Source organism: Micromonospora sp. ANENR4, from assembly GCF_015354395.1.
GTDB classification, from domain to species: domain Bacteria; phylum Actinomycetota; class Actinomycetes; order Mycobacteriales; family Micromonosporaceae; genus Micromonospora; species Micromonospora aurantiaca.
In genome coordinates this window covers 436931-456107 of the sequence record NZ_JADKYQ010000003.1, presented here as the reverse complement: position 1 = coordinate 456107, position 19177 = coordinate 436931, and the positions used below count along the sequence as shown (strand labels likewise).

The window sequence follows — 19177 nt, the reverse complement described above, 5'->3', positions numbered from 1 at the left end:
AGCCGGATCGGCGGCCGGGTGCAATGATCATGCGCCCCCTGCCCCTGCACCCCCTCTGGAACGCCGCATGAGTACCGAAGACGGGACCACCCCACCCGAGCCGGATCCCTACGCCGTCGCCTCGCGGGGCGAGGAGATCCGGCTGCCGAGCTGGATGACCGGCGCGGACACGCACGTCCCGCTGACCCGCGCCGAACGCTTCCGCATGGTCTGGTCCCGGCAGCGCGGCAAGCGCCACGTCGCCTTCGTGGTGGTGCTCGCCCTGGTGCTGATCGGCGGCACGGCCGTGATCGGCCGGGTCACCGTCGATCGCGTGCGGTCCGGCACCGCCGCCGCGGCCTCGGCCTCGGCCAGCCCGTCTCCGGTTCCGCTCAGCCGGGTGGGCGAGCCGCGCGACCTCTTCGCCGGAACACTCGGCGCGGACTTCGCGATCGGCGAGGCCGGGATCGTCCTGCCGCAGGCCACGGCGCGACCGCCGTTCACCGCCGGCCAGGTGGCCACGGCGCTCGGCCGGGTCCGGGCCGCGCTGATCCAGGCCCGGCTCGACCTGTCCATGATCCTCGGCGACACGGAGCCGTTCCTGGCGCTGCTGGCGCCTGCCTCGCGCGCGCAGATGCGTACCGACTTCGAGGACTCGTCGTTCCTCAACTACGCCACCCGGATCGGCTCGCAGGACCGCGCCGACGAGATCCGGGTCCGGGGTGAGATGCGCTACCGGGCCGTCACCGGCGACGACGGCCGGCCGCTCCTGCGGATCACCACCGAGTACGTCTGGATGTACGCGTTCGACGTGCCGCGGACGACGCCGGGCCGGGCCGGAATCGCCACCATTCGCGACCGGGTCGTCTGGGAGGTCCCCCACCCCGACGGGCTGCCGGCGGCGAAGCGCGGCCTCTGGCTCGTCTCGGCTCAGGCGAGCACGAGCAACGTCGACTGCGCGCGGCTGGGTGCGGGCTTCTTCGTGGTCGAGCCGTGGATGGGCGGTCCCGGTTCGTTCCAGCCCTGCTGAGCGGCGTCAGCGCACCGCGCCGACCACCGCCCACGCGCCCGAGCGCATCCGCAGCAGCAGGCCGGCCAGCCGCAGCACCACGAACAGCATCAGCCCGGCCCAGATCCCGCCCAGCCCGAGCTCCAGCCCGTACGCCAGCCAGATCGCCGGCAGGAACCCGCCGAACGCGCACACGATGGTGAGGTTCCGCAGGTAGCGCACGTCGCCCGCGCCGATCAGCACCCCGTCGAGCGCGAACACCACGCCGCCGATCGGCTGGAGCGCGACGAACCAGGGCCAGGCGGTCATGGCCTGCTCGCGTACCTGCGGATCGGAGCTGAACCACGACGGCACCACGCCGGCGCCGGCGGCGATCAGCACCGCGAACGCCACGCCGCACAGCCCGCCGAGCAACGCGACGCGGCGGGCCAGGAACCGCGCGGCCGCCGCGTCGCCGCCGCCGAGCGCGGCGCCGACCAGCGACTGCGCGGCGATGGCCAGCGCGTCGAGCACCAGCACGGTGAAGAACCACAGTTGCAGGGCGATCTGGTGCGCGCCGACCGCGGCAGCCCCGAAGCGGGCCGCGACGGCGGTGGCGGACAGGAAGCTGGCCTGGAACGCGACACCACGCACGAGCAGGTCCCGGCTGAGCACGAGCTGCTGACCGATCACCCGGGGCCGGGGGCGCAGCGAGACCCGCTCGCGCACGAGCGCCGCCGCGAACAGGACACCGGAGAGCGTCTGCGCGATCGCGTTCGCCACCGCCGAGCCGACCAGGCCGAGCCCGGCCGGATAGACCAGCAGCGGGCAGAGCACCGCGGAGAGCAGGTTCGGGCCGAGCACGAACAGCAGCGGGCGGCGGGTGTCCTGGATGCCGCGCAGCCAGCCGTTGCCGGCGGCGGCGAGCAGCAGGCCGGGCGCGCCGAGGGCCGCGATCCGCAGCCATCCGGCGGCGGCGTCGGCCACCTCGCCGGGGCCGCCGACGAGGGTACGCGCCAGCGCGCCGCCGCCGATGCCGATGGCGATCGCCACCAGCACTCCGGTGGCCAGCGCGAGCCAGGACGCCTGGACGCCCTCGGCCACCGCGGCGGCCCGGTCCCCCGCTCCGAACCGACGGGCCGAGCGGCCGGTGGTGCCGTACGCGACGACGGTGCCGACCCAGGCGGTGAGCGTCATGACGGTGCCGCCGACGGCGAGCGCGGCCAGCGGCACCCGGCCCAGGTGACCGACCACAGCGGTGTCGACGAGGACGTAGAGCGGCTCGGCGGCCAGCACCACGAGGGCTGGGAGCGCGAGCGCGGCGATCCGCCGCGGTGAGGCGGTGACGGGGGTGGCGGTGGTGCTCATCGCCGCCGATCCTGGCACGCGCCCAGTAAGGTCCGCAAGGCGGCGGACTACTTACTCACGTCGGCCAGGAACCGGGCCGTGTCACGGCGCCCGCGCAGACGGCGCACCGGCAGCCCGGGGGCGTGCTCGGACAGCGCGGCCAGCACCCGGGGCCGGGAGTCGCGGGGGTAACGCCAGACGTCGGGCAGGAAGTCGAGATCGAGCCGCTCCGGGCAGCCCTCGGGCCGGTCGGGGCGGGACGCGGCGCGATGCGCCCACCGGCGGCGGACGATCCGGACGAGGCAGCGCGGCCGGGAGGTGTCGCAGAGCACCAGCAGGTCGGCGCGGGGCAGCCGCAGGTCGAGCGTGCTCGCGTAGTTGCCGTCCATCACCCAGGCCGGGCGGGCGGCGAGCGCTGCTACCTCGGCGCGGAAGTCGGCCTGGGCGGAGGCGGTCCAGCCGGGGCGCCAGTAGTGCCGGTCAAGGTGGATCAGGGGAAGGTCGAGTCGCCGGGCCAGTTCACCGGCGAGCGTGCTCTTGCCGGCGCCGGAGCTGCCGACCACGAGGATGCGTCTCACCGGGCGACGGTAACGGCGCGCGGGGCGGCGATGCGCCCCGAGCGGCGGTGACGTCGGCGTCGGGCCGGGGTGTGGACCGCAGGCCCGGCCGGCGTCACCGCCGGACGGCGTCCGTCACTGACGGGTGTCCATCGAGGTCTGCAGCGCGCGGCGCATCTGCTCGCGCGCCTCGTCGGTGGTGGTCTCGGTCTGCGGCTTGCGCTTGCTGGGCATCTGAGGTCCTTCCAGGGTGCGGACCACCGGGACGTGGCGGCCCTACGGGCGCCCGGCGCTCCGGATCGGCGCGACGGCGAATCGCGCCGCGACCGGAAGTCGTCGGCGGCTGAGCGCCTGGCAGCGGTCCGGGATCACCGGAGCGGCTCGCCTGGCAGCGGGAGCCCGGGGTCGGTCCGACCCTGGAGGGAGGCGGCGCCGGGTGCGGCACCACCGCCCGTGACCAGCGCCGCGAAGCGCCGATCCCGCACCCAAATTAACGTTCACTTTCCGGATACTGCCCACAGTTCCCGAAATGCGGAAAGATCAACGTCATCGTCCCGCTCGGCCGGCCGCTGTCAGCGCGCCAGGAAGTGCCAGCCCAGCCACCACCAGAAACCGAACAGCCCGATCCGGCCGACCGGCACCGGGCCCACCTCGTACCGCATCACGAACGCGCAGACGTCGGCCAGCGACGGGATCCGCGACCCCTCCCGGCGCGCGGCCCACTCGACCACGGCGAACAGCACGATCGAGACTCCGAACCCGCCGATCGCCAGTGCCCGCATCATCGGCGCACCAGTCCCCAGAACGCGGACAGCCACGCGAACCAGGCCGCCGACCGGGCCAGATTGTCCTCCAGCAGCGGATCGGCCAGCCGGGAGAAGGTGGGGAAGTCGTCGCCCGCCGCCATCACGAACGTCGCCCCCTCGAAGACCCCGAAGACGGTCACCGGGACCAGCCACCAGAGCGCGACCGACGGCAGCCGGCGCGGTGCCGGTCGCCGAGGCACCCGGTTGCTCAGCCCGACCCAGATCAACCCGCCGCCGGTGGTGAGGATGTAGAGATTCGCCGCGGTCGAGAAGGACGGCAGCTGGCCGCCGACCAGGGACAGGCAGATCAGCACCGGCACGGATACGACTGGCCGGTCCCAGGCCCGGGGCGCCTCGACGGTGAGCTCACGGGGATGATCCATCACCCGATTGTCCCCAGCGTCACGCACGGCGGAAAGGCTGGCACGCCTCGTAATCCCCGGAAAAGCCGCCGATCAGCTCACATCTCGGTGTGCCGACACGCCTCGGCACCACGGAGATTAAGGGACAATCCGCCCTTAAGGGGCGGCAGCGAGTTCGGCACGGATCCGGCCGACCACCTCGTCGAGCGATCCCCGCCCGGTGAAGCCGGCCGCGAACCGGTGCCCGCCGCCGCCGAGCGTCACCGCCACCCGGCTCACGTCCACCGCGCCCTTGCTGCGCAGCGACACCGCCCACTCGGCCTCGCCGGCCTGCTTGATTACGCAGCTCACGTCCGCCTCGGCGGTGCAGCGCACCGAGTCGATCAGCGCCTCCAGCACGTACGCGGGCTGGTCGTGGCGGACCAGGTCCTCGCGGGTGGCGTACGTCCAGACGAGCCCGTGCCCGGCGGCGGCCGCCGGTTCCAGCGCGGCCCGGCCCAGCACCTCGCCGAAGAGGCGGACGGCGCCGAACGGGCGGGTGTCGAAGATCCGCCGGGAGATGTCGCCGGGCCGGATGCCGGTCGCGATCAGGCGCGCCGCCGTCTCGTGCACCGCAGGGGTGGTCGCCTCGAACCGGAACGAGCCGGTGTCGGTGGTGAGCGCGACGTACAGCCCGGTCGCGATCTCCGCGTCCAGCGTGATGCCGAGCCGGTCCAGCAGCTCCAGCGCGACCACCGAGGTGGCGGCGGCGTGCGGGTCGACCAGGCTGATCCGGCCGAAGCCGCTGTTCGAGGCGTGGTGGTCGAGCACCAGCGAGACGCCCGCCGTGTCCAGCCGGTCGGCCAGCTCGCCCAGCCGGGACTCGCTCGCCGCGTCGAAGCAGATAACCAGGTCCGGAGCCGGGTACGCGTCGTCCTGCGGCACCAGCAGGTCCATGCCGGGCATCCACCGGAACGGCTCGGGCACCTCCGGCGGGCCGGGGAAGGTGGCCTGGAGATCGCGGACACCGAGCCGGCGCAGGCCCAGCCCGAAGCCGAGCATGCTGCCCAGCGCGTCCCCGTCCGGGTTCACGTGGCAGATCAGCAGCACCCGCGCGTCGGCGGGGAGGTCGCGTACCGCCGCGACGGCGGCCGCCCACGCGGTCTCGGTGGGCCCGGCCGCCTCGGTCACCGGCGCTCGCCGGCGCGCGGCTCGTCGTCGTCCTCGTCCTCCGCCGAGGCGTCGTCGGCGTCCTCGTCGTCCTCGACCCGGTACGGCTGGGCGTCGCCCGCGTACGCGGACTTGGCGGCCAGCCGCTGCACCTCGGCGTCGGCGGTACGCGCCGCGGCCAGCAGGTCGTCGATGTGCTTGACCTGGTCCTGCACGTCGTCCAGGACGAAGGTCAGCGTCGGCGAGTGCCGCAGCCCGAGTGCCTTGCCGACGGTGCTGCGCAGCATGCCCTTGGCGCTCTCCAGCGCGGCGGCGGTGCTCGCCTGGGCCGCCGCGTCGCCGAGCACCGTGTAGAAGACGGTGGCGTCGCGCAGGTCGGCGGTGATCCGGGCGTCGGTGATCGTGATCATGCCGAGCCGGGGGTCCTTGATCTGGCTGCGCACCACCGACGCGACGAGTTCCCGGATGCGCTCCGCGTGCCGGCGAACCTTTGCCTGATCCGTCATGTCCCCCACCTCCGGGATCACCTGTACCCATGACGACGCCGGATCATCATGTGACCCGGGCCGCCGGCCGGAGACGGCGGGCGCGTGGGCGCCGCCGGGTCCGACCGCCCAACGCTGAAGAACATTACCCGCGCGCCGCCGGCCGTCGCGCGGCACGGCCGGAGTGCGGCGCGACGCGCCGTCAGTCGTCCGCGCCGTACAGGCGACGGCGCACCGACAGCAGCTCGGTCTCCGGGCGGGCGGCGACCAGCCGCTCACAGGAGTCGAGCACCTCGCGGACGTGGGCCGGCTCGGCGGCCACCACCGCCACCCCGATCTCGGCCCGGCCGTGCAGGTCCAGCGCCCCCACCTCGGCGGCGGAGACCTCGAACTTGCGCAGCGCGGCGACGATCGGCCGGACGTAGGACCGCTTGGCCTTCAGGGACCGGGAGTCACCCGGGAGCAACAGGTCGAACAGTGCGGTTCCGGTATACACGGCGAGCAACGGTACGCCGGGCGGCCCGGCCCGGCACGCGATTAAGGCGCGACGGCCACCAGCACGTCCCGCTCGATCGCCTGGTCGACCCGGTGGGCGAAGTCACCGAAGCCGGGGCCGTCGAGCACCCGCAGCCCGGCGGCGGCCAGCACCGCCTCCGCCTGCGCCCGCGGCGCCACGTGGGTGTTCCAGGACAGCCCGATCGCGCCGCCGGGGCGCAGCAGCTCCCGCCACACCGGCACGGCCGCGGTGAGCAGCTCCAGCGGGCTGCGGGACAACCCCTGGCCGGTACGGCTGCCGTGCGCCACCCCGTACGGCGCGTCGGTGACGATCACGTCCGCGCAGCGGGCGCGCAACGCCTCCCGGGCCCGGGTGGTGTCGGTGTTCAGCACGGTGACCCGCTGGGTGGCCCCGGCCCGGTGCTCGTCCCGCGACGGTGCGACGACGGCCTCGAAGCGGCGGGCGACCAGCTTGCGGTCCCGGCGCACCGACGTCGACTCGGTGGTGTGCTTGAGCCGCTTGCGGCGCAGCCAGGTACGCAGGAACGCCGCGTACGCCTCCACGTCCTGACTGTCACGCTCGATGCCGATGCCGTCGTAGCCGTACATCAGCGCCTGGTTGAGCGTGGTGCCCCGGCCGCAGAGCGGGTCCAGCACCACCACCGGCCCGTCCAGCATCCGCGGCGCGGAGGCGGAGGCGAGCACCGTGACGTTGAGCAGCAGCCGGGTGAACTGCTCGTTGGTCTTGCCGGCGTACTTGGGGATGGTGATCAGGTCGGAGTCGTACCGGGCCAGCGGGCGCAGCGGCACCGGCCGCAGCAGGTCGTCGCCGACGCGCTCGAACAGCGCGTACGCGGCCGACAGGTTCGCCAGGTGGGCCAGGTCCCGCTCGCCGAGCCCGGGCTCGGGGGCGGTGAACGTCAGGTACTCCACCCCGCCGATCCGCGTCACCTCCGCGTCGGCCGGTACGGCGTCCAGCACGCCCGATCCGGCGAACACGGCCAGTTCGGCGCGGGCCAGCCGGGCCGCCGCGTCGGCGTAGACGCGGTTGGCGGAGGGGGCGAGGAGCAGTGCGTACCGGATCACGCCGGAAATTGTCGCAGCCTGGGGAAACGGCGACGGCCGGGGCCCGAAGGCCCCGGCCGCCGGCCGGTCGTACGCGTGGTCGTCAGGCGCGCGGCTTCTCGCGCATCTCGAACGTCTCGATGACGTCGCCGACCTGGACGTTGTTGTAACCGCCCAGCGTCAGACCACACTCGAAGCCCTCGCGGACCTCGGTCGCGTCGTCCTTGAACCGCTTCAAGGAGCTGATCGTGAGGTTGTCCGCCACGACCGCGCCGTCCCGCAGCAGCCGCGCCTTGGCGTTGCGGCGGATGAGGCCGGACCGGACGATACAGCCGGAGATGTTGCCGATCTTGGACGAGCGGAAGACGTCGCGGATCTCCGCGGTGCCCAGCTCGACCTCCTCGTACTCCGGCTTGAGCAGACCCTTGAGCGCGGCGTCGATCTCCTCGATGGCCTGGTAGATGACGGTGTAGTACCGGATCTCCACGCCCTCGCGGTCGGCCATCTCGCGGACCTTGTTCGAGGCCCGCACGTTGAAGCCGATGATCGTGACCGCCTCGGACGAGGCGCTCGCGAGCATGACGTCGCTCTCGGTGATCGCGCCCACGCCCCGGTGGATGATCCGAAGCTGGACCTCCTCCGGGATGTCGAGGTTGAACAGCGCGTCCTCGAGCGCCTCCACGGAACCGGAGACATCGCCCTTGAGCACCAGGTTGAGCGAGGTCTTCTCGCCCTCCTTGAGCTGCTCCATGAGCGTCTCGAGAGTGGCCCGGCCACGGGAGTTGGCGAACGACGCCGCCCGCCGCCGTGCCTGCCGCTGCTCGGCGATCTGCCGCACGGTGCGGTCGTCCTCGGCGGCCAGGAAGGTGTCACCCGCACCCGGCACCGTGGTCAGACCCAGCACCATGACCGGACGGGCCGGACCGGCCTCGTCGACCGGCTTGCCGTTCTCGTCCAGCATGGCCCGGACCCGGCCGTGCGCCCCACCGGCGACGATCGAGTCACCGGCACGCAGGGTGCCCTTCTGCACCAGCACGGTCGCCACCGCGCCACGGCCCTTGTCCAGGTGCGCCTCGATCGCGACACCCTGCGCCGGCCCGTCGATCGGAGCGGTCAGCTCCAGCGACGCGTCGGCGGTCAGCAGCACGGCCTCGAGCAGTTCCTCGATGCCGATACCGGGCTTGGCCGCCACGTTGACGAACATGGTGTCGCCGCCGTACTCCTCGGCGACCAGGCCGTACTCGGTCAGCTGCTGGCGGACCTTGTCCGGGTTCGCCTCGGGCTTGTCGACCTTGTTGACCGCGACCACGATCGGCACGTCCGCCGCCTTGGCGTGGTTGAGCGCCTCGATGGTCTGCGGCATGACGCCGTCGTCGGCCGCGACCACCAGGATCACGATGTCCGTGACCTGGGCACCACGGGCACGCATGGCGGTGAACGCCTCGTGACCCGGGGTGTCGATGAACGTCACCGCGCGGTCCTCGCCCTCGTGCGGGACGTGGACCTGGTAGGCGCCGATGTGCTGGGTGATGCCACCCGCCTCGCCGGCCACCACGTTCGCCTTACGGATCGCGTCGAGCAGCTTGGTCTTACCGTGGTCGACGTGACCCATGACGGTCACGACCGGCGCACGGCTGACCAGGCGGTCCGCCGCGACCTCGGCGTCGAGGTCGATGTTGAACTGCGCGAGCAGCTCGCGGTCCTCGTCCTCCGGGCTGACGATCTGCACGTCGAAGCCGAGGTGCTCACCCAGCAGCTGCAGGGTCTCGTCGGAGCACGACTGGGTCGCCGTCACCATCTCGCCCAGGTTGAACATCTCCTGGACCAGCGAACCCGGGTTGGCGTTGATCTTGTCGGCGAAGTCCGACAGCGAGGCGCCACGGGACAACCGGACGACCTGACCCTGACCGCGGGGCGCGCCCGAGGACATGGTCGGGGCCGACAGGTTGTCGAACTCCTGTCTGCGCTGCTTCTTGGACTTGCGACCGCGGGTCGGCCGGCCGCCGGGACGCCCGAAGGCACCCGCCGCGCCACCGCCACGACCACGGCCGCCGCCGCCGGGACGGCCACCGCCGCCGACGGGACCACCCGGACGGAAACCACCGCCGGGAGCACCGCCGCCACCACCGGGACCGCCACGGTAGCCACCGCCACCGCCGCCACCACCGGGACCGCCACGGTAGCCACCGCCACCGCCGCCACCACCGGGTCCACCGCGGTAGCCACCGCCACCGCCACCGGGACGACCGGCGCCACCGCCGGGTCCGCCACGACCGCCACCGGGGCCGCCGGGACGGCCGGTGGTCGGACGCTGGCTCGGCATCGAGGCCGGGCTCGGCCGCGGCGGCATCGACGCCGGGCTGGGCCGCGGCGGCATGCCGGCCGGGCTGGGACGGGGACCGCCCGCACCGGCGGCCGGGGGCCGCTGCTGCTGGCCGCCCTGGATGCCGAACGGGTTGTTACCGGCGCCGCGCGCCGGCGGACGACCGCCGGGCCGGGCACCGGGGCCCTGACCCTGGCCCGGACCGCCGGGACGACCGGCGGCCGGGGAGCCCGGACGCGGCGGCATGGCGTTCGGGCCGGGACGCGGACCGGGACGCGGACCGCCCTCGGCCGGGGGCTCCCGGCGTACGGTCTCGCGCTGCTGCTGGCGGGCGGCCTGGGCGGCCTTGACCGCGGCCTCCTGCTCAGCCTTGAGCGCGGCGGCACGCGCCTCGGCGGCCGCCACTTCGATGTCGTGCGCGCTCGCCGGCTTGGCGACCGGAGTCGCCGGCTGCGGCGGGCCGGGGACCGGGCCCTTGGGCTTCGGTCCAGGGGTCGGCGCGGCCGGACGCCGGGGCGGCATCGGCTTGGCCGAGACCCGGGGGGCACCCGGGGTCGGGGTGGGCGTCGGGGTCGGTGCCGGGCCACTGGGCGCGGCAGCCGGCGGGCCGGCTGGCGCCGACGAACCGGCGACGAACGCGCTACGCAGCCGCCGGGCGACAGGCGCCTCGACGGTGCTGGACGCGGACTTCACGAACTCGCCCATTTCCTTGAGCTTGGCGAGAACGGTCTTGCTTTCGACCCCGAGCTCCTTGGCGAGCTCGTGTACGCGGGCCTTTCCTGCCACTGCACTCCTCACTCCGAGGTCGTGCGGGCAGCACCCGCAGCGACCTCACTCGTGCACTTGAAGCCTGGTCATTTCAGGGACTTCATCGTGTGCTCATGTCGGTCGTCCTACCTTGCTAGCGACCCTCGACCGGTCGGGCTTGACCGGTCGTCGGGGGTTGCGCGTCGACGTGCTCCGCAAGCGCACCGTGGTCGGGGACCCCGGTGAGGCGCAGTGCTCGCCCGAAGGCGCGACGCCGCAACGCCTGCGCGAAGCAGGCCGGATCAGGGTGCATGTTCGCTCCCCGACCCGGCAGTCTGCGGGCCGGATCGGGCCGGAGACTGGTGTGACCAGCCTCGTCACCGATCGCGACGACCCGCAACAACTCGCTGGCCGGCGCTCGCTTCCGGCAGCCCACACAGGTGCGCTCCGGCAGCGCGCGTCGTACCACTGAGAAAGTCTACCCCTAGCTTCCCGAGATCGCGCCGCCCGGCTCCGGTACGTGATCAGCTCCGCCCCGGCTCTGCGGGGCGGCGGTCTCCGCGTCGGACCGGATGTCGATGCGCCAACCGGTCAGGCGGGCCGCGAGGCGGGCGTTCTGCCCCTCCCGGCCGATCGCGAGCGAGAGCTGGAAGTCCGGCACTGTCACCCGGGCGGTACGGGAGGCCAGGTCGACCACCTCGACCCGCAGCGCCTTGGCCGGCGACAACGCGTTTCCGACGAAGGTGGCCGGGTCGTCCGACCAGTCGATGATGTCGATCTTCTCGCCGTGCAGCTCGCTCATCACGGCCCGGACCCGCTGGCCCATCGGGCCGATGCAGGCGCCCTTGGCGTTGACGCCGGAGGTGGTCGAGCGCACGGCGATCTTCGTACGGTGACCTGCCTCACGCGCGATCGCGCCGATCTCCACGGTGCCGTCGGCGATCTCCGGCACCTCCAGCGCGAACAGCTTCTTCACCAGCGCGGGGTGCGACCGGGACAGCGTGATCTGCGGGCCGCGCATTCCCTTGGCGACGTGCACGACCACGCAGCGGATCCGCTCGCCGTGCTCGTACCGCTCGCCGGGGACCTGCTCGGACTGCGGCAGGACGCCCTCCAGCTTGCCCAGGTCGACGCTGACGATGCCCTTCTCCCGGCGGGTCTCGTGCGCCTGCACCACACCGGTGACCAGGTCACCGTCGCGGCCGACGTACTCGCCGAAGTGCACCTCGTCGGTGGCCTCCCGCAGCCGCTGGAGGATCACCTGCTTGGCGGTCATGGCGGCGATCCGCCCGAAGTCGTGCGGGGTGTCGTCCCACTCCCGGGTCACCGAGCCATCGGCGTCCAGTTCCTGCGCGTAGACCGAGGCGGCCCCGCTCTTACGGTCGATCTCCACCCGGGCGTGCGGCTCGGCGCCGTCGGTGTGCCGGTAGGCGGTCAGCAGCGCGGTCTCGATCGCCGCGAGGATCGTGTCGAACGGGATCTCCCGCTCGCGCTCCAGGGCGCGCAGCGCCGCGAGGTCGATGTTCACCTCTCCTCGTCCTCCAGATCTTCGTCGTCGTCGGTGTCGTCACCGAAGTCCTCGTCGGCCAGGTCGTCCAGGCGGTTGAACTCCACCTGAACCCGGCCGGGCCCGAGTTCGGCGTACGGGTGTTCGGCGGGGCCGGCGTCGGTCTCCAGCACCACGCGTTCGTCGTCGGCAGCAGTGATCCGGCCGGTGAGCTGGCGGTCCCCCGCGTCGCCGCGGACGGTGACCTTGACCAGCCGCCCGGCGTTGCGCCGCCAGTGCCGGGGCAGGGTGAGCGGGCGGTCCACGCCGGGCGAGCTGACCTCCAGCTGGTACTCGCCGGCCACGATGTCGCCGCCGGCCTCCTCGGCCGCGTCCAGCGCCGCCGAGACCGCGCGGGAGACGTCCGCCACGGCGTCCAGGTTGATCCCGCCGTCGGCGTCCACGATCACCCGGACCACGTGCCGGCGGCCGGCGCGGGAGACGGAGAGATCCTCCAGGTCGTAACCGGCCGCCGTGACGACCGGTTCGATCACCTCGCGCAGCCGGTTGCGGCGGGCGGCGAGATCGCCGCGGGGTGCGCCGCTCCGGTCCGTGCCGCGGGGGCCGTCGGAGCGGCGGGGCCGCCCGGCGGGCCCCGTCGACCGGGTGGCACGGCCACGCTGCGTCATTGCGCGCACCTCTCCTGCTGTTGCCACGACCCGCGGGCCGTGTTGTCCCTGGCCGGTGCGGGCGATCGGCCCGCCATACCGGCGCGCCACCGGGGCGTCCGCGCCCGGTGGTTGCGCAGAGCGTAACGCTAACGACCGCCGACGGACCCGGCGGCGCACCGAGACCCTGACCCACGAGACGGCGCGAATGGTGTTGACTCTGTCAGGTGGGGATCGGCAGAACACCATCCGACCAGGTCAGAGCGGGGCATTCCCGGCGCTGGCTGCTGCGCGCCGGCGGGCTCGTGGTGCTCGGCGGCGCGACCGCGCCGCTGACCGGCTGTGATCTTTTCGACCGCGACGAGGAACCACCGGAGCCGGACGCGCTGGAGCCGCTGGTGGCCGAGGCGCTCGCGCTGGAGGCCCGCCACCGGGCCGCCGCCACCGCCGACCCGGCGCTGGCCGACCGGCTCACCCCGATCGCCGACGCGCACCGGGCGCACGCCGAGGAGCTACGCCGCGTGATCGGGCGGCCCGCACCCTCCGGCACACCGGCGGCCGCCGGCTCGGCGAGCGCGCCCGACGCCGTGCTCACCGAGCTGCGCCGGGCCGAGCAGGAGGGCCGGACGAACGCGGCCAAGGCCTGCGCGGCAGCGCCGGCCGAGCGGGCCGCGCTGCTCGGGTCGATCGCGGCCGCGCGGGCCACACACGTGGAGGCGCTCAAGTGAACCCGACCAAGAGCCCCAGCCCCGCCCAGGCCCTCGCCGACGCGCTCGCCGCCGAGTACGCGGCGATCTGGGCGTACGGGGTGATCGGCGTGCACCTGACCGAGGCGGCGCGCACCGCGGCCCGTGCCGCCGAGGCGGCCCACCGGTCCCGCCGCGACGCGCTGCTGCTCCAACTCGCCGAGGGCTCCGGGCAGGTGCCCGCCGACCGGGCCGGATACGCGCTGCCCTACCCGGTGACGGACCGGGCGAGCGCGCTGCGCCTGGCGGTGGAGATCGAGGAGCGGACGGCCGGGCACTGGCGGGCCGCGCTGCCGCACACCACCGGCGCGGACCGGAACACCGCGCTCGCCGCGCTCACCGACTGCGCGCTGCGCGCCACCCGCTGGCGGCGTACGGCTGGAGTGACGCCGGTCACCGTTCCGTTTCCGGGCCGCCCGGCCTGAGCGCGGCGCCGGTCACCCGGCGGAACCCTCCGGTTGCGTTGCGCATACCAGGTATGCATACTCGCGGTCATGTCCATCCGTCACGGCCTGCTCGCCCTGCTCGAACGCGGCCAGATGTACGGCTACCAGCTGCGCGCCGCGTTCGAGGAGTCGACCGGGTCGACGTGGCCGCTGAACATCGGACAGGTCTACACGACGCTGGCCCGGCTGGAACGTGACGGACTGGTCCGCCCGCTGCCGGAGAACGAGAGCGGGCAGCGGCCGTACGAGATCACCGACGCCGGACGGGCGGACCTGGCGCTGTGGTTCGCCACGCCGATCAGCCGCGCCGACCGGCCCCGGGACGAGCTGTCCATCAAACTGGCGCTGGCGCTGACCACCCCCGGCGTCGACGTGCGGTCGGTGGTGCAGACCCAGCGCACCGCCACCATGCGCGCGCTCCAGGAGTTCACCCGGTTGAAGTACACGAGCGACAAGCCGGAGGATCTACCCTGGCGGCTGGTGCTGGACGCGATGATCTTCCAGACCGAGGCCGAGGTGCGGTGGCTCGACCACTGCGAGACGAGCCTGGTCCGGCACCGCCCGGCGCCGATCCGGGCGGTCGACCACCCCGAGGCGGTGGACCGGGCCGGCGACGAAGCCCGCCGGTGACCCGGCACGGGAGGCGCTGATGGACCCGATCGACGGGGTGCTGGAACTGCGGGACGTCCGCCGGACCCACGGCGCCGGTGAGGCCGCCGTGCACGCGCTGCGCGGCGTGAGCCTGACCGTGCGGGCCGGCGAACTCGTGGCCGTGATGGGCCCCTCCGGGTCCGGCAAGTCCACGCTGCTGGCGCTCGCCGGTGGCCTGGACCGGCCCACCGGCGGCGAGGTGGTGGTCGAGGGTGAGGCGCTGGTCGGGCTGTCCGCCCGCGAGCTGGCCCGGCTGCGGCGCCGCCGGATCGGTTACGTCTTCCAGGACCTGAACCTGCTCGGCAGCCTGACCGCCGTGGAGAACGTGGCGCTCCCGCTGGAACTGGACGGCACCGGCGTACGGGCGGCCCGCCAGTCGGCGCTGGCCGCGCTGCGCGAGGTCGACCTGGAGGACCTGGCCGACCGCTTCCCGGACCAGATGTCCGGCGGCCAGCAGCAGCGGGTGGCGATCGCCCGGGCCCTCGTCGGCGAACGCCGCCTGGTCCTCGCCGACGAGCCGACCGGCGCGCTGGACTCGCAGACCGGCGAGGCGGTGCTGCACCTGCTGCGCCGCCGGGTGGACGCCGGCGCGGCCGGGGTGCTCGTCACCCACGAGGCCCGGCACGCCGGCTGGGCGGACCGGGTGGTCTTCCTGCGCGACGGGGTGATGGTCGACTCGACCGCCCCGCTGATCGGCGTCGACCACCTGCTCAGCGGCAGCAGCCGGTGACCGGCGGCCGCCTCGCCGCCGTACGCGGATCGTGGCGGACCGCGTTGCGGATCGCCCGCCGGGAGGCCCGGCGGTCCCGGCGGCGCACGCTGCTGGTGCTGGTGATGATCGCGCTGCCGGTTCTCGGCCTCAGCTTCGCCGCGGTCAGCTACGACATGGGTGATCTGACCCGCGCCGAGCGCATCGAGCGCCAGCTCGGCGGCGCCGACGTCGCCCTGCGCTGGGACAGCCTGACGCCGGTGACGCAGGACGCCTGGGGCGAGTCGGCCTGGCCGGTCGAGGGCGAGTGGGTCGGCCGGACCCGTCCGGCGACCGCCGAGGAGGTGCGCGCGCTGCTGCCCGAGGGCAGCCGGCTGGCTCGCACCCGCTGGTGGATGACGTTCTCGACACGGGTGGACCGGCACGTCGAGTCGATCGAGGCGCGCGCCGTCGACCTGACCGACCCGCTCACCCGGCCGCTGGCCCGGGTACGCGACGGCCGGCCGCCGGTACGCCCCGACGAGATCGCGGTCAGCCCGACGGCGCTGCGCCGGCTGGAGACCCGCATCGGCGACCCGGTACGCACCATCGACGGCACCACATACCGGGTGGTCGGGGTGGTGGAGTATCCGGACAACCTCCGGGACGTCATCACGCTGCCCGGGGTGACTCCGGACGGCACGGCCGGCAGCGACACCTGGTTGGTGGACCTGCCCGGCCCGCTGGAACCGGGGCTCGCCGACCGGCTGAACGCGCAGGGCGTCCAGGTCGTCGTCCGCAGCCCGCTGCCGGGACGGCAGGAGTTCAGCCGCGGCATGTCCGTACCGGACGCCGACGAGGCGGGCGTCGTCGGAGTGGTCGGCGGGCTGGGCCTGCTGGAGGTGGTGCTGCTTGTCGGCCCGGCCTTCGCGGTGAGCGTCCGGCGCCGGCGGCGGGACCTCGCACTCGTCGCGGTGGCCGGTGGCGACGCCTCCCACCTGCGCCGGATCGTGCTCGCCGACGGGGTGGTGCTCGGTGCCGGCGGGGCCGCCCTGGGCATGCTGCTCGGCATCGGGGCGGCGTTCGCGGGCCGGCCGATCGTCGAGCAGTACCTGCTCGGGGAACGCCTCGGGGCGTACCGGATCTTCCCGGCCGCGCTGGTGGCGATCGCCGCGACGGCGGTGCTGGCCGGGGTGCTCGCGGCGATGGCGCCGGCCTGGGCGGCGGCCCGGCAGGACGTGGCGACCGGCCTGGCCGGCCGGCGCGACGCGACCCGGCCACGCCGCCGCTGGCTGCTGGTCGGGGTGGCGCTCACCGTCGCCGGGACCGCGATCGCCGCGTTCGCCGCCGGCCGCACCTCGCAGACCGGAGTGCTGGCCGGTGTCGCGCTGGGCGAGCTGGGGCTGGTGTTCTGCACCCCGTCGCTGGTCGGCGTGCTGGGCCGGGCCGGCCGGCTGCTGCCGCTGACCCCCCGGCTCGCGTTGCGTGACGCCAGCCGCAACCGGTCCTCGGCCGCGCCCGCCATCTCGGCGGTGATGGCGGCGGTGGCCGGAAGCGTCGCGCTCGGCGTCTACGTGGCCAGCGACGAGACGCGGTCGCGAGAGCTCTGGCAACCCGGCCTGCCGCCGGGGAACGTGCTGCTCACCCACTCCGGTGAGACCCCGGCGGACCCGCCGTCGGCCGAGGTCGTCGCCGGCCGGGCCCGCGTGGTCCTGCCCGACGCCACAGTGGTGTCCGTCGCGACCCCCGGATGCGTCGGCGACGTCCGGGACAAGAACGACTGCACCGCGTACGCGCTCGTTCCGCCCGAGCAGCGCTGCCCGTACGACGCCGCCGGCCCGGTCCCCGACGCGGCCCGGCGGGATCCGCGCTGCGTGAGCCCCTTCCAGGACCCGGTCGACGTCTACCTGCCGGCGCTCGTGGACGACGGCGGCGCGCTGGCCGCGCTCACCGGGGCGCCGGCGGACGAACTGGCCGCCGCGCGGCGGACGCTCGCCGCAGGTGGCGTGGTGGTCACCGACGCCCGGCGGGTGGTGGACGGGCAGGTCCGGGTGGAGGTGAACGACAACTCCGGCGGTCCGCCCACCGGGCGTCTCCTGCCCGCGTACGCGCTGCGCGGCGGTCTCACAGTCGACCGGCTGGTGCTCTCTTCCGCCGCCGCGGACGCGCTCGGCCTGACCGCCGTGCCGATGGGCTACCTGCTGGACACCGCCGGCTCCCCCACCGACCGGCAGATGGAGATGCTGGCCGACGAGCTGTTCGACATCGGGCCCATGTCGGCGCAGCTGGCGACCGCCGACCCGCCGTCGGACCAGCGCCCGATGCTGCTCCTGCTCGCGGTGGCCTCCGGTGTGATCACGCTCGGCGCCGCCGCGGTCGCCACCGGCCTCGCCGCGGCCGAGGGCCGCCGGGACCTGTCCACGCTCGCGGCGGTCGGCGCCGATCCCCGGGTACGCCGCCTGCTGTCGCTCTGCCAGGCCGGGGTGATCGCGGTGCTCGGTTCGGCGCTGGGCATCGTCGCCGGGCTCGGCTCCGCCGTGGTCGTCCTGGCCTCGCTCAACCAGCGGTACGCCGAATCATGGCCGGTGCAGCCGCCGTACCCGGTGACGGTGCCCGGCGTGACGCTCGCCGTGCTGGTCGTGGTGCCGCTGGTGGCGATGGGCGGCGCGGCGCTGCTCACCCGGTCCCGCCTGCCGATCGAACGCCGGCTCGACTGAGCCGGCCGCCCGGGCCACCCGATCATGATCGACACCATTCCGCCGGAGTGGCGGCATCGCGGCGGGGTGGATGCCACCACTTCGGGGAGATGGAGTCGACCTTGGGGCGGACTGACCGTCCGAGGGGGTGACGGGGCGCGGTGTGGGCGGCACACTTGTCGGATGTCAGCCCTGGGAACCCTCACCCGCCGTCTCGGTCACCAGCGTTGGTTCGGCGCCACCATGCGCCTGCTCGTCCCGGCCGACCGGCTGGTCGGCCGGATGACGAAGGGCCGCGTGGTCGCCTTCGGGCTCGTGCCCACGCTGGTGCTCACCTCCACCGGCCGCCGCTCCGGCAAGCCCCGCAGCAACCCCCTGGTGTACGTCCCCGACGGCGACGCCTACGTGGTGATCGGCTCGAACTGGGGGCAGCAGCACCAGCCGTCCTGGACGTTCAACCTGATAGCGAACCCGGCCGCCGAGGTGGACGTCAAGGGACGCCGGATCCCGGTCACCGCCCAGCAGGTCACCGGCGAGGAACGGGAACGGCTGTTCCAGCGGCTGGTGCAGGAGTGGCCCGCGTACCGCACGTACGTCGAGCGGGCCGGTGGCCGCGAGATCCGCGTGTTCCGCCTGGCCCCGAACGCCTGAGCGCCCCGCCGCAGACGCGCACAATCCGACATCCGCGCCACCGGGGCTGCCGGTCCCGATCTGGCTAGGGTTGCCGCAGGCGATCTGTCGGAGGTGGACCGTGGCGCTCGACGTGGACGCCGAGCGGCGTCTGGACGATCCACGGTGGCAGGTGGCCGAGCGGGTCGGTGACGCCGTCCTGCGGCGGTTCCCGGCCGACGTGCTGGCGGTCGCCGTACACGGTCCGCTCGCGCACGGCGAAGACGACGGCGGCGGGGACCGCGAGGTCGGCCTGCTGGTCGTCACCTACCGGCCCGGCGCCGGACCGCCGCCCGCCACCCGGCGGGTGGACGGCGTACTCGTCGACCTCACGGTGGCCGGGGCGGACGACTACCTGCGCCGGGCGACGACGATCACGTCCCGCTGGCCGCTGGCCGCGGACCGGTACGTCACCACCCGCGCCCTGCACGATCCGACCGGCTGGCTGCGGAAGCTGCGCGACGAGCACCTGGCGCGCCTGGCACGCGCCCGGCCGGCGGAGTTCACGAGCGCGGCGCGGCAGGCGTGGTACCGGGGCAGCGCGGCGCACGCCCGCGCGTTGCGGCTGGCCGAATGGTACGAGACGGACCAGGCGCTGCTCATGCTCGGCGAGGCGCGGCTGGCCGCCGCCACCGTGCAGGGACTGTTCAGCCGCACCTACTTCCGCGATCCCGGGGACGCGGTGCGGCGTACCGGGCTGGCCGGGGCGGACATGACCGAGGTGGGCGCGGCGCTGACCCGCCAGGCCGAGGAACTGGCCGCCCGGGGGCGGCCGGTCGACGGCACGATCGACGACCTGCTGTCCGGTTGACGGCCGGGGTGGC

19 protein-coding genes and 1 pseudogene are annotated in these 19177 nt (G+C 74.3%); 8 read left to right on the top strand and 12 right to left on the bottom strand.

Going from position 1 to position 19177, the window contains the following annotated elements:
• The first annotated feature begins 67 nt into the window (after positions 1-67).
• Complete coding sequence (locus IRY44_RS08045) at positions 68-1009, top strand: hypothetical protein (RefSeq protein ID WP_194799793.1); 942 nt, start codon at positions 68-70, stop codon at positions 1007-1009.
• A 6-nt stretch (positions 1010-1015) separates the two neighbouring features.
• Here the strand turns inward: IRY44_RS08045 and IRY44_RS08040 are convergent, their stop codons facing one another.
• From IRY44_RS08040 to rimP, 12 genes and pseudogenes are all read right to left on the bottom strand, one after another.
• Entirely contained in the window at positions 1016-2335 is a 1320-nt protein-coding gene (locus IRY44_RS08040; RefSeq protein ID WP_194799792.1) for an MATE family efflux transporter, read from the bottom strand.
• A gap of 47 nt (positions 2336-2382) precedes the next feature.
• A complete protein-coding gene (locus IRY44_RS08035) occupies positions 2383-2892 on the bottom strand; it encodes an adenylate kinase (RefSeq protein ID WP_269696310.1) in 510 nt (169 codons plus the stop codon).
• A gap of 551 nt (positions 2893-3443) precedes the next feature.
• Positions 3444-3653: a DUF6186 family protein gene (locus tag IRY44_RS08030; protein WP_175438725.1), complete on the bottom strand. Its 210-nt coding sequence runs from the start codon at positions 3651-3653 to the stop codon at positions 3444-3446.
• The gene (locus IRY44_RS08025) at positions 3653-4060 is read right to left on the bottom strand and encodes a hypothetical protein (RefSeq protein ID WP_194799791.1); all 408 of its coding nucleotides are present in this window, start codon (positions 4058-4060) and stop codon (positions 3653-3655) included. Before IRY44_RS08025 ends, IRY44_RS08030 begins: the two co-directional genes overlap by 1 nt.
• Before the next feature lie 135 nt (positions 4061-4195).
• On the bottom strand, positions 4196-5209 hold the full coding sequence (locus IRY44_RS08020; RefSeq protein WP_194799790.1) for a bifunctional oligoribonuclease/PAP phosphatase NrnA: 1014 nt from the start codon (positions 5207-5209) through the stop codon (positions 4196-4198).
• The gene (gene rbfA, locus IRY44_RS08015) at positions 5206-5694 is read right to left on the bottom strand and encodes a 30S ribosome-binding factor RbfA (protein WP_194799789.1); all 489 of its coding nucleotides are present in this window, start codon (positions 5692-5694) and stop codon (positions 5206-5208) included. The genes IRY44_RS08020 and rbfA overlap by 4 nt, the downstream gene beginning before the upstream one ends.
• Positions 5695-5875: 181 nt before the next feature.
• Complete coding sequence (locus tag IRY44_RS08010; RefSeq protein WP_194799788.1) at positions 5876-6169, bottom strand: DUF503 domain-containing protein; 294 nt, start codon at positions 6167-6169, stop codon at positions 5876-5878.
• 41 nt (positions 6170-6210) lie between these two features.
• Entirely contained in the window at positions 6211-7254 is a 1044-nt protein-coding gene (locus tag IRY44_RS08005; protein ID WP_194799787.1) for an SAM-dependent methyltransferase, read from the bottom strand.
• 82 nt (positions 7255-7336) lie between these two features.
• The gene (gene infB / locus IRY44_RS08000) at positions 7337-10342 is read right to left on the bottom strand and encodes a translation initiation factor IF-2 (protein WP_069089329.1); all 3006 of its coding nucleotides are present in this window, start codon (positions 10340-10342) and stop codon (positions 7337-7339) included.
• Positions 10343-10435: 93 nt separating this feature from the next.
• Positions 10436-10772, bottom strand: a pseudogene (locus tag IRY44_RS07995) (YlxR family protein).
• Positions 10773-10787: 15 nt separating this feature from the next.
• A complete protein-coding gene (nusA, locus tag IRY44_RS07990) occupies positions 10788-11831 on the bottom strand; it encodes a transcription termination factor NusA (RefSeq protein WP_194799785.1) in 1044 nt (347 codons plus the stop codon).
• Positions 11828-12478 carry a ribosome maturation factor RimP gene (gene rimP, locus IRY44_RS07985; RefSeq protein ID WP_018785889.1) on the bottom strand — a complete coding sequence of 217 codons (651 nt, stop codon included), beginning with the start codon at positions 12476-12478 and terminating at the stop codon, positions 11828-11830. Before rimP ends, nusA begins: the two co-directional genes overlap by 4 nt.
• 263 nt (positions 12479-12741) lie before the next feature.
• On the opposite strand from rimP, the gene IRY44_RS07980 reads away from it, so the two are divergent.
• The 7 genes from IRY44_RS07980 (at position 12742) to IRY44_RS07950 (ending at position 19164) form a co-directional block, all read left to right on the top strand.
• Entirely contained in the window at positions 12742-13185 is a 444-nt protein-coding gene (locus IRY44_RS07980) for a hypothetical protein (protein WP_194799840.1), read from the top strand.
• Entirely contained in the window at positions 13182-13628 is a 447-nt protein-coding gene (locus IRY44_RS07975; protein ID WP_194799784.1) for a ferritin-like domain-containing protein, read from the top strand. Before IRY44_RS07980 ends, IRY44_RS07975 begins: the two co-directional genes overlap by 4 nt.
• Positions 13629-13697: 69 nt before the next feature.
• Complete coding sequence (locus IRY44_RS07970; protein ID WP_013284661.1) at positions 13698-14279, top strand: PadR family transcriptional regulator; 582 nt, start codon at positions 13698-13700, stop codon at positions 14277-14279.
• A gap of 19 nt (positions 14280-14298) precedes the next feature.
• Positions 14299-15030 carry an ABC transporter ATP-binding protein gene (locus IRY44_RS07965; RefSeq protein WP_194799783.1) on the top strand — a complete coding sequence of 244 codons (732 nt, stop codon included), beginning with the start codon at positions 14299-14301 and terminating at the stop codon, positions 15028-15030.
• Positions 15027-17705 (top strand): FtsX-like permease family protein, encoded by a 2679-nt coding sequence (locus IRY44_RS07960; RefSeq protein WP_194799782.1) that lies wholly within the window; start codon positions 15027-15029, stop codon positions 17703-17705. Before IRY44_RS07965 ends, IRY44_RS07960 begins: the two co-directional genes overlap by 4 nt.
• A 162-nt stretch (positions 17706-17867) precedes the next feature.
• Positions 17868-18335 carry a nitroreductase family deazaflavin-dependent oxidoreductase gene (locus IRY44_RS07955; protein WP_194799781.1) on the top strand — a complete coding sequence of 156 codons (468 nt, stop codon included), beginning with the start codon at positions 17868-17870 and terminating at the stop codon, positions 18333-18335.
• Positions 18336-18435: 100 nt separating this feature from the next.
• Complete coding sequence (locus tag IRY44_RS07950; RefSeq protein ID WP_194799780.1) at positions 18436-19164, top strand: nucleotidyltransferase domain-containing protein; 729 nt, start codon at positions 18436-18438, stop codon at positions 19162-19164.
• The last annotated feature ends 13 nt before the right edge of the window (positions 19165-19177 follow it).

Bases quoted from the DNA above. Each gene is read 5' to 3' on its own strand.
- IRY44_RS08045 (WP_194799793.1), top strand. From the start codon at position 68: ATGAGTACCGAAGACGGGACCACCCCACCCGAGCCGGATCCCTACGCC.
- IRY44_RS08040 (WP_194799792.1), bottom strand. From the start codon at position 2,335: ATGAGCACCACCGCCACCCCCGTCACCGCCTCACCGCGGCGGATCGCC.
- IRY44_RS07970 (WP_013284661.1), top strand. From the start codon at position 13,698: ATGTCCATCCGTCACGGCCTGCTCGCCCTGCTCGAACGCGGCCAGATG.
- rimP (WP_018785889.1), bottom strand. From the start codon at position 12,478: ATGACGCAGCGTGGCCGTGCCACCCGGTCGACGGGGCCCGCCGGGCGG.
- IRY44_RS07965 (WP_194799783.1), top strand. From the start codon at position 14,299: ATGGACCCGATCGACGGGGTGCTGGAACTGCGGGACGTCCGCCGGACC.
- IRY44_RS08030 (WP_175438725.1), bottom strand. From the start codon at position 3,653: ATGCGGGCACTGGCGATCGGCGGGTTCGGAGTCTCGATCGTGCTGTTC.
- IRY44_RS07955 (WP_194799781.1), top strand. From the start codon at position 17,868: ATGTCAGCCCTGGGAACCCTCACCCGCCGTCTCGGTCACCAGCGTTGG.
- IRY44_RS08025 (WP_194799791.1), bottom strand. From the start codon at position 4,060: ATGGATCATCCCCGTGAGCTCACCGTCGAGGCGCCCCGGGCCTGGGAC.
- rbfA (WP_194799789.1), bottom strand. From the start codon at position 5,694: ATGACGGATCAGGCAAAGGTTCGCCGGCACGCGGAGCGCATCCGGGAA.